Here is an 11,915-nt window from a genome sequence, read left to right as displayed (position 1 = left end):
CGGATGAATCAGGCACGAAATAGTCCTCAGGACTATTTCGTGTCCAGATTCATCCATACCCTTCGCATGCTGGGGTCTTCGGGGTCGGGGTCGTTCTGCAGGCCCAGGGACGTCATCAGGGCGATCATGGCGCGGTTGGAGGCCAGCACCAGGCCTTCGATGTAGCGCAGACCCTGCTGGCGCGCCACCTGGAACAGGCTGTGCATGAGTTCGCCGCCCAGGCCGCGTCGCTGCCAATCGTCGGCGATCACCAATGCATATTCGGCGCCTTGCGCATCGGCATTGCGCAGGTAGTGCGCAAACCCCACGATGCGTTCGCGCAGCAGGCCGCGGTTTTCGGGATTGGGAATCTGCACCGTGGCGACCAGCGCCACTTCGCGGTCGTAGTCGATCCGCGTATAACGGGCCAGCATCCGGGGGGTCAGTTCGCGCAGCATGGACACAAAGCGCATATAGCGCGATTCATCCGACAGACCACGCACGAATTCCTGCAGCAAGGTGGCGTCCTCTGGGCGGATGGGCCGCAGCAACCATTCTTGTCCATCAGCCATGACCATGGGCCGCACCATGCTGCGCGGATACGGGTGGATCGCCATGTGACGGTAGGCCTGGTTCTCAGGGCGCTCGCCATCGTAATTCGGGTCCAGGCCGATCTGCACGTTGCCGGCGAACAGACTGGTGTCGTCCCACCACAGGGGGTCGATGCGCAGGGAGCGCACGCCCGGCAAGGCGCTGACGATTTCGGAAATGCGTTCCAGCGATTCGCGCAGCTGTTCGAAGACCGCCGGACTGAGATCCTTTTCCAGCACGCGGGACCAGAATTTCCCACGCTGGATCAGCTGCCGCGCCAGATAATTATTCAACGGCGGCAATTCGATTTCGCGGTGCGGCGAGGCCAGCTGCGCCGGACGCCCACCAGGCCCGAACTGGATATAAGGCCCGAAACAGACGTCCTGATGCACCTGAATGGCCATAGGCACGTTCTGACGGGCCGCCTCGGGGATGGGTTGATCTTCCATCAGGACGGGGACATGAAAACAATCCAGCAGCCAGCGGCAGGCCGAACGATCCAGTTCCTCGCGGCCCGACATGATGGCATCGCTGAGCAGGGTGCGGGCCTCGTCCAGCCGCGGTGGCCGGTTCAACATCTCGGGCGGCAGCGCTTGCTGGGCCAGCGTCTGGTTATAGTGGTACGACGCCAGAATGCCGAAGGCATTGGCGGCGGATTCGGGGGTGCGGAAAGCCGGCAGGCCCACGGCATCCAGCTGATGGCGCTGCGACCGCATCGAAGCATCACCCAGGAAGCAGGAAATGATCGGCTTGGTCGCCGCCTCGGACAACTGCGCCAGAGCTTCCGTCGCGGCATCCATATCCGACAGCGCATCGGGCGCGATCAGCACCAGCACCCCGTCCACATTGTTATCACTCGCCAGCAAGGACAAGGCTTGCCGCAGGCAGGCGGGATCCAAAGGCGCGTGGCTGACGACAGGATTGTCCACGGCGGCGCCCGGTTCCAGCAAGGCGGCCAGATCGCGCCGGGTCTGTGTGCCAAGTTCGGCGCGCGACACCGGGCCACCAGACCCGATGGAGTCCAGCGCCAAGCGAGCAGCGCCGTGGCCGTTGGCGAACAGGGCGATACGCCGGCCCCGCTGGCGTTTGGTGTGAACTAGCACCTTAAGCGCCGAGAACAGCTGCACGAAAAACCGGATGCGCACCGCCCCGGTGCGCCGCAACAAGGCATCGAACACCGCATCGGCAGCCGCATCGTTGCCTGCCCCCTGACGACCGGCTTTCAGGACGATGACCGGCTTGACGCTGGCCGCTGCCAGCAGCGCGCTTGCAAAGCGCCGGGAGGACTCGGCTTCTTCCAGGTACAGTACGATGCTGTCCGAGCGCGTGTCCATGGACAGATATTCCAGGACTTCGGCAGTCGTCACGCCGGACGCATCCCCGGTAGAGACGACGGCGGAAAACCCCAGCCGAATGTCTCCGGCCCAGTCCAGCACAGCCGCCGCCACCATCCTCGATTGCGCGACCAGCGCGACCCGCCCCACCGGTGCGCCATGCGGGTCCAGGCTTAGGTTCAGTCCCAGATGCGGGCGCTGGATGCCCAGCGCGCCGGGACCCAGCACCAGGCAATCGTTCATCCGCCCCCAGGCCTGGCAATAGATATGGGTTTCGGTCGGATCGGCGGACGGGGTTTCATGCGGCAGCAACACGACGGCGCGCGGATGATGCGCGCGCAGTTCCCCCAGAGCAGTCGGCAAAAGAGCCGGGTCCAGACACAGCAATGCCATGTCCAGACGCTGTCCCGGCTGCAGGAAATCCAGCGTCGCCGGCAATTGCCAGCGCCCGCCATCGTCCACCCGCACAGCGGCGATACGCCCTTGCAACAGGGGCGGCGGCGCCTGCACGACGGGCAGTTCATGTGAACTGAGAACCAGCAAGGAGCGCGGCTCGAACAAAGCCGCCAGACGATGACGCAACATGACCGCAACCCCGAAACCCCCAAAGATGGGGCGTCCTTTAAAATACACGATTTCCATCTTGATTCTACAGGGCTTGCGTGACACGCACCTTGTCCGCCGACCATCGCCATGACCGTTTCCGCCTCGCGCCCCGTGCGCACACGCTTCGCCCCTTCCCCCACCGGCTACCTGCACCTGGGGGGCGCCCGGACCGCCCTGTTTTCCTGGGCCTACGCGCGCCACTACGGGGGCACCTTTGTGTTGCGCATCGAGGACACCGACCTGGAACGCTCCACCCCGGAAGCGGTCCAGGCCATTCTGGACGGCATGCAGTGGCTGAACCTGCAGCCCGACGAAGGGCCGTTCTACCAGATGCAGCGGATGGATCGCTACCGCCAGGTCATCGCCGACATGCTGGCCCAGGGCACGGCATACCACTGCTACAGCACCCCGGCGGAAGTCGAAGCCATGCGCGAACGCGCCCGAGCGATTGGCGCCAAGCCGCGCTACGACGGCACCTGGCGTCCGGAACCCGGCAAGACCCTGCCGCCCATCCCGGCGGATATCCAGCCGGTCGTGCGTTTTCGCAGCCCGCAAGAAGGCGTCACGTCCTGGGATGACCTGGTCAAGGGCACGATCAGCTTCGACAACGGCGAGCTGGACGATCTGGTGATCGCCCGTCCGGACGGCACGCCCACCTACAATTTCTGTGTGGTGGTGGATGACTGGGACATGCAGATCAGCCACGTGATCCGGGGTGACGATCACGTCAACAATACGCCGCGCCAGATCACGATCCTGCAGGCGCTGGGCGCCGAACCGCCCTGTTATGGCCACGTGCCGATGATCCTGGGGCCGGATGGTGAGAAGCTGTCAAAGCGCCACGGCGCGGTCAGCGTCATGGAATATGACCGCCTGGGCTACCTGCCCGACGCCATGGTCAACTACCTGGCCCGCCTGGGGTGGAGCCACGGCAACGACGAACTCTTTTCCCGCGAACAATTCGTGGAATGGTTCGACCCGCATCATCTCAGCCGTTCGGCGGCGCAATGGGATCCGAAAAAACTGAACTGGGTCAATGCGCATGCCCTGCGCCAGCTGGACCCCGCCGACCTGGCCGACCGCGTGGCTCCACGCATCGCCCTGCGCGGCGGCAACCCACAAGCCGCCGACCTGCCCGCCGTCATGGCGCTGCTGCGCGACCGCAGCGAGACCCTGGAAGACCTGGCCGAAGGCGCTCTGCTGTTCTGCGGCCCTTACACGCCCGCAGATGCCGCCTTGCGGGCGGAAGTGCTGGACGAAACCGCACTGGGTCTGCTGCATGCCTTCCGGGCGCAAGCCCAGGACCTGCCCGCCTGGACCGACGAGGCGCTGGATACCTTGATCAAATCCGTCCTGAAGACAGAAAACGTCAAGATGCCGAAACTGGCGATTCCGCTGCGGGTGGCCGTGACCGGCCAAAAGCACACCCCATCCATCAGCGCCGTGCTGGTCCTGCTGGGCCGTACCACTGTTCTTGAACGCCTGGACGCCAGCCTGGCCGGATAAATCCGCCCATCAAAAAGGCAGCCGATAGCCGGGCGACATGCGCCGTGCGCGCACGCTGCCCTGGGCGCCCTGCAGCCGAAGTTCGGCCGCATCAGACTGCAGGATACGGTAGCGATTGGTGTAGATCGGATCGCTCAGATTCACCGACACGCCATTGGATTCCAGGGTGCGCAACACCAAAGCGCCGCTGTCCCGCGCCCAGCAGCCGGATTCTTCCAGCCCCTGCGAAGGCGCGCGAGGCCGCTTGATCTGTTCCACGTACGTCATGGTGCCGTCCGGATTCAGCGTGTACAGCGTGCGCAAGGCGCCTGCAACGCCTTTCTGTGACGATACCGACAGCCAATTGCCCACTAGCGCATCGCCAGGCGCAGCCGGCGTGCAGGCCGGGGCTGCTGCTTCAGCCGCGGCGGGCGGGGTAGTCGGCTTGGTCGATGCGCAACCGGCCAAGGCCCCCAGGGCGGCCACGCTTGCCGCCACAATCGAAAAACGAATGAATCGCATTACTTGATTCCTGTTCATGACAATTGTCATCCAATACCCCCGCGCCGCACATGGCCTGCCCTGACGGCCCCGACCTCCTGGCCTACAATTTTCAGGTCCCTGCGAGACCCGGGGGAAAACAATTATTCTACTGACATGAGCCATTCCATACTCATCACATTGCATCTATTTGCCGCCATCATGTTCGTGGGCACCGTGTTCTTCGAGGTGTTGATCCTGGAAGGCATCCGCGAACCCCTGGGCAGAGAAACCATGCGCAGCGTGGAATTGGCCATCGGTCGCCGCGCCCGACGCATCATGCCGTTCGTCATGATCATCCTGTTCGGCGCCGGCCTGGGCATGGCATGGCAGTTCCGGGATGCCCTGGCGCAGCCCTTTGACAGCCATTTCGCCACGCTGCTGTGGATCAAAATCATCCTGGCGTTCAGTGTGCTGGGGCATTTCATGTTCGCCATGATCATGAGCGGGACAGGTCGGCTGAAATCCCGCCATTTTCAGATCATTCACCTCAGCGTGTTCTGCCACGTGGTGCTGATCGTATTCCTGGCCAAGGCCATGTTTTATCTGTAAAGCACCCTGCCAAAAAGAAAGAAACGCGACTTTTTCGAGACAAAGCGCAATCCAGTAGCGGGATAAAGGCCGCCTCAGCGTCATCAGTGCTTGGAAGCCCACACACCTTCGGATAGACTTGAATGCGTGTGATATTCATGATATTGCACGCCTGCGCCATTTGAGATGAGCCGCACCTGACGTGGGGGTTATATCAAATGGGTGGACGTTTCCTTTTGCCTTAAGGAGCCCGACAATGGCAACCGCCAAGAAAGCCGCAGCCTCACCCGCAAAACCCGTCTCCGCCAAAACCCCCGCCAAATCTGCCGCCAGCAAAAAAGCCGCCCCCAAGGCAGCTGCAAAGCCGGCTGTCGCAGCCAAAGCCACGACGACCAAAGCCGCCGCCAAACCGGCGGCCAAGCCGGTCGCCAAAACTGCAGCAAAACCTGCCGCCAAAGCAGCAGCCAAGCCGGCAGTGAAAAAGGCGGCAACCAAACCCGCTGCAACGAAAACCGCCGCGGCCAAACCCGCCGCCAAGAAAGCCGCGCCAGCCAAGCCCGCCGCAAAGAAACCTGCTGCCAAAGCCGCTGCTGCTAAAAAGCCTGCCGCCGCCAAAGCCCCCGCTGCCAAAACAGCTGCCGTGAAAAAGGCAGCCGCAAAGCCTGCAACGGCCAAAGCCGCAGCAAAACCCGCAGCGAAAAAGGCAGCCGCCAAACCCGCTGCTAAAAAAGCTGCTGCTAAACCCGCAGCGAAAAAGACCGCTGCCAAGGCGGCTCCCGTGAAAAAGGCAGCCGCCAGCAAGCCCGCCGCCAGCAAAGCGGTCGCAGCGAAAAAAACGCCCGCGAAAGCAGCCGCCAAACCGGCGGCAAAAGCGCCTGCTGCCAAGGCTGCTGCGGCAAAGAAACCCGCTGCCAGCAAAACCGCTGCCGTGAAGAAAGCGGCCAGCAAGCCTGCCGCCACCGCCTCCGCGGCCCGTACCGACACCAACCCGGGGGGCAGCTGGCCGTTCCCCCTAGGCGGTCGCCCCTAAGCAGGCAATCGGCATCAACCGGCGCCGGGAGCTCTGCCCGGCGTCGTTATTCGGGCAAAAGACCACCCAGGTCTTTTGCCCGAATGCATATGGGTTTCCCATGATTCAATGCGGCCTCATCGGGGTCGGTATCGAATCCATACGCGGCCCGCTTGCCGCTTCTTTTGCGCTAATGCGACAATGGCCTACTTCATGCCATTTGTGAGCACCGCATGGTCCGCGACATCCTGCTTTTCCTGATTGATATCGTCTTTTCGCTCTTTGGCATCGCCCTGATTCTACGAGCCTGGATTTTTGCAATCCGCCTGCATCCATTCAACCCGTATTCCCAGGCCATTCTGCGCGTCACCGACTGGCTGGTGCAGCCTATCCGGCGCATTGTCCCTGTCAGCGGGCGCTTTGACTGGCCCAGCATCCTGGCCTGCTGGATCACGGCCATGGTCTATCTGCTGCTGACCTGGCTGATTACCATGGGCGGTCTGTTGCCGCCGGCATCCGCCATCGGCTCGGTGCTGCTGACCGGGCTGCTGGTGGGCCTGAAATGGCTGTTCAATGTGATTGTGTGGATCACCTTGATCCAGGCTGTGCTGTCCTGGATCAATCCGCTGTCCCCGGTCATGCCGGTGCTCTACACCCTGACCGCGCCGCTGCTGGATCCCATCCGGCGCATCCTGCCCCGCATGGGGGGGCTGGATCTATCGCCGCTGGTCTTGCTGGTGGTGGCCCAGGTGGTCATGATGATCCTGAACCACCTGGCGTTTTCGACATTCGGCGTGTGACGCCGATTACATCGGCACGACGCGGGTAGGGCCGCCGCCGCTGATGACCTGCACCCGCTGGCCCGAACTGAGCGCAATGTCGTTGGCCTGCGCAATCACGCGGGTCTCGCCATTGTCCAGGCGCACTGTGATTTCCAGGCCCTGGGTCTTGTTGACCTGATTTTCGACGGCATTACCCGCCAATCCGCCCAGCAAGGCACCGCCGATGGACGTCAGGATCTGGCCGCGTCCGCCGCCGATCGCGCTCCCGGCCACGCCGCCCAAGGCACCGCCGGCTAAAGCGCCGACGCCAGACGATTTATCGGACTGAATGATGACCGAGCGCACGGACACGACCGTGCCATAGCGCACGACCTGTTCCTGCTGAGCCTGGCCATAGGTATAGACGGACCCCGACGCCGACTGGTTGGCGCAGCCCGCCAACACCAGCAAGGACAAGGAAAGCCCCGTCACCGCCGTCAGGCGCAGGGCGCGGGATGAAAGAGAAAAACTGCGGATCGCCATGAAAGGACTCCCGTAATGGCAAATAACAATGAATCAGGCGAGACCGCCTGCATCGATACCGTAGTGACGATGCAGCGTCGCGACAATTTGATCACGAGACGGGTGGTGATTCTGCGGACCCTGACTAGCGATTTTAAAACTGCCCATGACGTTCGCCAAGCAGCAGGCATCCCGCAGGGACCAGCTGTTTACCAGACCATACAGCAGTCCCGCACGATGGGCATCGCCACAGCCGGTCGGGTCCACAATCTGGCTGGCCGGCACCGGCGCAATATCCATCTGTTCGCCCTGGGCATACAGCGTCGAGCCCCGCTCGCCTCGGGTGACGACGACCGCCTGCAAACCCGCAGCGATAGTCGGCATAGACTGCCCCATGCGATCTTCGATGATACTGGCCTCGTAATCGTTGGCGGTCAACATGCTGGCCATCGCAATCATGCGACGCAGGTCGTCGCCGTCGAACAGGGGCATGGCCTGGCCCAGGTCAAAGACAAAGGGGATGCCTGCCGCATGCAAGCGTTCCGCATGGGCGAACATGCCTTCCTTTGAGTCGGGCGAGACGATGGCCCAGCCGGCGGCGCGGCCGGTCAGATCGTTTTCAGCCGAACGCAGCATGGCGCCGGGATGGAAGGATGCGATCTGATTGCTGTCCAGATCGGTGGTGATGTAGCACTGCGCTGTATAGGCGTCCGGCAGCACCCGCACCAGACTGGAATCAATCTGCAGATCGCGCAAGCGTTGCAGATAATCGTCGGCATCCTGGCCGACCGTCCCGACGGGGACGGGGCGCCCACCCAAGAGCTTCAGGTTGTAGGCGATATTGCCGGCGCAACCGCCGAATTCTTTGCGCAACGTCGGCACAAAAAAAGACACGCTCAGGGATTTGATGTTGTCCGACAGAATGTGGTCGCGAAAATGGCCCTCGAATACGGCGATCGTATCGAAAGCGATGGAACCACAAATCAGCACATCCTGGTTGGGGGTCATGAACAAATATCCTCAGGGGTAGAACAGATCGAGCTGATACCCATTGATCCGCAGACCATCGAGGGTCAGCGGTACCTGGATCAGCACTTCAGCACGAGCGGCAAAGGGGCGCTGGGCGAGTTCGGCCCCCAGATATTCGCCAGGGGCCACATTGCGCCGCACCAGCAAGGTGCCGGCGGCATCCTTGAGATCCAGCACCAGCGTCGGCCATTCCTGCGCATGCTCGGACTGATTGCGCAGCGTCGCCTGCAAAATAAACCGTTGCGGAGAAGGCGATGCAGCGGAATCCGCACCCGACGCACGCGCGTTGGGCAGATCATCCTGGATCTTCAGCGCGGACCCCGTGATGACCAGCCGCGCCAGATCGCGAGCATAGGGCACCTGACAGCGCAGCGGCACGCAGGCCTGCTCCAGCCAGGGCCGCGTGGCCGGAATGGCCTGCGCCAGCTGAGCGCGGTACACATACAGCAACTGGCCGCCCAGCAACCCGATCAGCACCAGCAACAGCAGGCGGGCCAGCAAACGGAGGACCCCCGACCACCAGGACGGCGCCTCGTTCTGGCGCAATAAAGGCGCGGCGGTTCCGCCCTGACTGATGCGTCCGGGCCGTGCTTCGACCACAAAGGGCGCAGGCCGATTGGGATCCTGGATCGGCGGCTCCGCCCGAAAATCACCATAGCCGATGGTCGGCTCGGTATCCGGTTCGACCATACTGCGACCAGAGCGAAACACCTGGGGAGCCGCCGCATATTCCGCGGCGTCGATCGATAGAGGCGAAGCATCCGCCGCAGAGTTCGGGGTCGGATCCTGAGTTGCCGGAGGGGGTATGAATGGCGCCGCCGCGTCCGACGCGTCGGACACGACTTCGGCATAGCCGTCAAAAATATGCGAGCACTGCACACAGCGGATATAGCCCTTGCGCAGCTGCAAATCCGACAGGCTGGCTTGGAAAACCGTGCCGCACTGCGGACAACGCGTGGTCAGGTCCATGCCCTCTCCTGCGGGGGTCAGGCCTTGCACCCGGCAAGACAGACCCAACCGTCCCGGGTCGCCCACACCTGCATCGGCAGCCAGGGCGCATAGGCCTGGGCGACTTCGTCGGCCTGACGCTCCAGCACACCGGACAGGACCAGATAGCCACCGGACGCGACCCGCGACGACAGCATGGGCGCCAGAATCTTCAGGGGATTGGACAGGATGTTGGCGACGACGATCTGACTGGTGCCTTCCGGCAAGGCATCGGGCAGACAGGCTTGCACCTGAACCTGATTGACGGCGGCATTCTGTGCTGTCGACATTACAGCCTGGTCGTCGATATCCACCCCGTAGGTAGTGCCAGCCCCCAGCAGACGCGCTGCGATGGCCAGGATGCCGGAACCGCAGCCGTAATCCAGCACGGTCTCGCCGCCCTGAAGGTTGGCAGCCAGCCATTCCAGACACAGATGCGTGGTGGGGTGACTGCCCGTGCCAAAGGCCAGGCCGGGGTCGAGTTCGATGCGGACGATGCCGTCTTGCCTGCCGACAGGCGGCAAGCCGGTGTCTTCGCGGTGCCAGCTGGGCACGATCCAGATGCGATCGCCCACCGTAATCGGCCCGAACTGCGATTGCGTCAAACGCACCCAGTCGGCATCCGGCACATCACGCAGCTGCCAGTCGCCGTCGACCGGAGCCGGCCCGACCAGGCCATCCAGCGCCGCCAGCAAGTGGGCGGGATCATCGCCATCAGCTAACAGGGCGACCAAGCGATTGCGCTGCCAGGCCAAGGTTTCCGGTTCGGTACCGGGCTCGCCGAACAGCGCCTGTTCCTGATCCGTATCGCCATCGGCGTCTTCGACCGACACCGACAAGGCGCCCGCATCCAAGAGCGCGTCCGACCAGGCTTCCGCCTGGTCCTGTCTGCAGTTGAGCACCAGTTCGCGCATGCCTTGCCTTACGACCGCTGGGCCAGTTTGTGTTCCAGGTAGTGAATGCTGGTACCGCCCTTGACGAAATTCTCGTCCTGCAGCAATTCGCGGTGCAAGGGAATATTGGTGCGGATCCCCTCGACGATCATCTCTGACAGCGCGATGTCCATGCGGACCAGCGCCTGATGCCGATCATCGCCATAGGTGATGAGCTTGGCCACCATCGAGTCGTAATACGGCGGCACCGTATAGCCGGTGAACACGTGGGAATCCATCCGCACCCCAGGGCCGCCCGGCACATGCCAGTTGGTGACCTTGCCCGGACTGGGCGTGAATTTATGCGGATCTTCGGCATTGATGCGGCATTCGATGGCATGCCCATGCAGATGGATATCGCGCTGACGCAGGGTGAATTTTTCCCCGGCGGCAATGCGGATCTGCCACTGCACCAGATCCAGCCCCGTGATCATCTCGGTGACGGTATGTTCGACCTGAATCCGGGTGTTCATTTCGATGAAGAAGAATTCCCCGTTCTCGTACAGAAATTCAAAGGTGCCGGCGCCACGATACCGCATCTGGCGGCAGGCCTCGGCGCAGCGTTCGCCGATATGCGCGATCAGATCGCGGTCGATACCCGGCGCCGGGGCTTCTTCGATGACTTTCTGGTGGCGACGCTGCATCGAGCAATCGCGCTCGCCCAGCCAGACCGCCTTGCCCTCGCCATCGGCCAAGATCTGGATCTCGATGTGGCGAGGATTTTCCAGGTATTTTTCCAGGTAGACCTCGGGGTTGTTGAAAGCAACCCCGGCTTCGGTGCGGGTCATGGCCACCGCATTGATCAGCGCCCCGGCCTCGTAGACGACGCGCATGCCGCGCCCGCCGCCGCCGCCGGCAGCCTTGATGATCACGGGGTAGCCGACAGTTTCGGCAATCCGCTGGATTTCAGCCGGGTCGTCGGGCAGCGCGCCGCCCGAGCCGGGCACGACCGGCACGCCGGCGGCGATCATGGCCTGTTTGGCACTGACCTTGTCGCCCATGATACGAATGCTTTCGGGGCGCGGGCCGATAAAGACGAAACCGCTTTTTTCCACGCGTTCCGCAAAATCGGCATTTTCCGACAGGAAGCCGTAGCCGGGGTGGATGGCCTCTGCGTCGGTGACTTCCGCCGCCGAGATCAGGGCCGGCATGTTCAGATAGCTGTCGCGCGGCGAAGCGGGGCCGATGCAGACGGATTCATCGGCCAGCCGCACATATTTGGCGTCGCGGTCGGCCTCGGAATGGACCACCACGGTCTTGATGCCCAGTTCGCGACAGGCGCGCTGAACCCGCAGGGCGATTTCCCCGCGATTGGCAATCAGAATTTTTTCAAACATGGCTTAAGCAATAATGAACAGGGGTTGGCCGTATTCGACGGGTTCGCCGTTTTCGACCAGGATTTCCTTGATCACGCCGGATTTATCGGCCTCGATCTCGTTCAGCAGCTTCATGGCTTCGATGATGCACAGCGGATCGCCTTCTTTGACGGTCTGGCCGACCTCGACGAAGGCAGGCGAATTGGGGTTGGGCGCCCGGTAGAAGGTGCCGACCATGGGCGCCTTGACCTGATGGCCTTGCACCACGGCAGCAGCCGGGGCTGCCGCAGGAG

General features: G+C 62.8%; 12 protein-coding genes. 3 read left to right on the top strand and 9 right to left on the bottom strand.

Annotated features, from left to right (window positions below; translation table 11 throughout):
* Positions 1–32: 32 nt before the first annotated feature.
* On the bottom strand, positions 33–2,489 hold the full coding sequence (locus WBF69_RS00520) for a GNAT family N-acetyltransferase (RefSeq protein WP_424260135.1): 2,457 nt from the start codon (positions 2,487–2,489) through the stop codon (positions 33–35).
* A 108-nt stretch (positions 2,490–2,597) separates the two neighbouring features.
* Here WBF69_RS00520 and gltX point away from each other — a divergent pair, with 108 nt between their 5' ends.
* Positions 2,598–4,016 carry a glutamate--tRNA ligase gene (gltX, locus tag WBF69_RS00515; protein WP_424260133.1) on the top strand — a complete coding sequence of 473 codons (1,419 nt, stop codon included), beginning with the start codon at positions 2,598–2,600 and terminating at the stop codon, positions 4,014–4,016.
* Between the two features lie 9 nt (positions 4,017–4,025).
* Here the strand turns inward: gltX and WBF69_RS00510 are convergent, their stop codons facing one another.
* On the bottom strand, positions 4,026–4,517 hold the full coding sequence (locus WBF69_RS00510; RefSeq protein WP_424260131.1) for a hypothetical protein: 492 nt from the start codon (positions 4,515–4,517) through the stop codon (positions 4,026–4,028).
* Positions 4,518–4,652: 135 nt separating this feature from the next.
* Here WBF69_RS00510 and WBF69_RS00505 point away from each other — a divergent pair, with 135 nt between their 5' ends.
* A complete protein-coding gene (locus WBF69_RS00505; RefSeq protein ID WP_424260129.1) occupies positions 4,653–5,087 on the top strand; it encodes a CopD family copper resistance protein in 435 nt (144 codons plus the stop codon).
* A gap of 135 nt (positions 5,088–5,222) precedes the next feature.
* Here the strand turns inward: WBF69_RS00505 and WBF69_RS00500 are convergent, their stop codons facing one another.
* Positions 5,223–6,014, bottom strand: coding sequence for a hypothetical protein (locus WBF69_RS00500; RefSeq protein ID WP_424260127.1), 792 nt, complete (start codon positions 6,012–6,014; stop codon positions 5,223–5,225).
* Between the two features lie 294 nt (positions 6,015–6,308).
* Between WBF69_RS00500 and WBF69_RS00495 the strand changes: the two genes are divergently transcribed.
* Complete coding sequence (locus tag WBF69_RS00495) at positions 6,309–6,875, top strand: YggT family protein (protein WP_424260125.1); 567 nt, start codon at positions 6,309–6,311, stop codon at positions 6,873–6,875.
* A 6-nt stretch (positions 6,876–6,881) separates the two neighbouring features.
* On the opposite strand, the gene WBF69_RS00490 is transcribed toward WBF69_RS00495, so the two are convergent.
* The 6 genes from WBF69_RS00490 to accB form a co-directional block, all read right to left on the bottom strand.
* A complete protein-coding gene (locus tag WBF69_RS00490) occupies positions 6,882–7,379 on the bottom strand; it encodes a glycine zipper 2TM domain-containing protein (protein ID WP_424260123.1) in 498 nt (165 codons plus the stop codon).
* A gap of 33 nt (positions 7,380–7,412) precedes the next feature.
* The gene (locus WBF69_RS00485; protein WP_424260121.1) at positions 7,413–8,366 is read right to left on the bottom strand and encodes a carbohydrate kinase family protein; all 954 of its coding nucleotides are present in this window, start codon (positions 8,364–8,366) and stop codon (positions 7,413–7,415) included.
* A gap of 12 nt (positions 8,367–8,378) precedes the next feature.
* Positions 8,379–9,356: a zinc-ribbon and DUF3426 domain-containing protein gene (locus WBF69_RS00480; protein ID WP_424260119.1), complete on the bottom strand. Its 978-nt coding sequence runs from the start codon at positions 9,354–9,356 to the stop codon at positions 8,379–8,381.
* Positions 9,357–9,373: 17 nt separating this feature from the next.
* Positions 9,374–10,288 carry a 50S ribosomal protein L11 methyltransferase gene (gene prmA / locus WBF69_RS00475; RefSeq protein ID WP_424260117.1) on the bottom strand — a complete coding sequence of 305 codons (915 nt, stop codon included), beginning with the start codon at positions 10,286–10,288 and terminating at the stop codon, positions 9,374–9,376.
* 8 nt (positions 10,289–10,296) lie between these two features.
* Entirely contained in the window at positions 10,297–11,643 is a 1,347-nt protein-coding gene (gene accC / locus WBF69_RS00470) for an acetyl-CoA carboxylase biotin carboxylase subunit (RefSeq protein WP_424260115.1), read from the bottom strand.
* A 3-nt stretch (positions 11,644–11,646) separates the two neighbouring features.
* Positions 11,647–11,915, bottom strand: a 269-nt coding sequence (accB, locus tag WBF69_RS00465; RefSeq protein WP_424260113.1) for an acetyl-CoA carboxylase biotin carboxyl carrier protein, incomplete at its 5' end; no start/stop codon positions are given.

Source organism: Castellaniella sp. (assembly GCF_049673105.1).
Taxonomy (GTDB): Bacteria; Pseudomonadota; Gammaproteobacteria; order Burkholderiales; family Burkholderiaceae_B; genus Castellaniella.
The sequence above is the reverse complement of the archived record's forward strand: the minus strand, read 5'-3'. Positions and strand labels throughout refer to the sequence as shown.

What these genes read in the sequence shown, in the direction of transcription:
- WBF69_RS00490 (WP_424260123.1), bottom strand. Translation starts at nt 7,379, where the DNA reads ATGGCGATCCGCAGTTTTTCTCTTTCATCCCGCGCCCTGCGCCTGACG.
- prmA (WP_424260117.1), bottom strand. Translation starts at nt 10,288, where the DNA reads ATGCGCGAACTGGTGCTCAACTGCAGACAGGACCAGGCGGAAGCCTGG.
- WBF69_RS00520 (WP_424260135.1), bottom strand. Translation starts at nt 2,489, where the DNA reads ATGTTGCGTCATCGTCTGGCGGCTTTGTTCGAGCCGCGCTCCTTGCTG.
- gltX (WP_424260133.1), top strand. Translation starts at nt 2,598, where the DNA reads ATGACCGTTTCCGCCTCGCGCCCCGTGCGCACACGCTTCGCCCCTTCC.
- WBF69_RS00510 (WP_424260131.1), bottom strand. Translation starts at nt 4,517, where the DNA reads ATGCGATTCATTCGTTTTTCGATTGTGGCGGCAAGCGTGGCCGCCCTG.
- WBF69_RS00480 (WP_424260119.1), bottom strand. Translation starts at nt 9,356, where the DNA reads ATGGACCTGACCACGCGTTGTCCGCAGTGCGGCACGGTTTTCCAAGCC.
- WBF69_RS00505 (WP_424260129.1), top strand. Translation starts at nt 4,653, where the DNA reads ATGAGCCATTCCATACTCATCACATTGCATCTATTTGCCGCCATCATG.
- WBF69_RS00495 (WP_424260125.1), top strand. Translation starts at nt 6,309, where the DNA reads ATGGTCCGCGACATCCTGCTTTTCCTGATTGATATCGTCTTTTCGCTC.
- WBF69_RS00485 (WP_424260121.1), bottom strand. Translation starts at nt 8,366, where the DNA reads ATGACCCCCAACCAGGATGTGCTGATTTGTGGTTCCATCGCTTTCGAT.
- accC (WP_424260115.1), bottom strand. Translation starts at nt 11,643, where the DNA reads ATGTTTGAAAAAATTCTGATTGCCAATCGCGGGGAAATCGCCCTGCGG.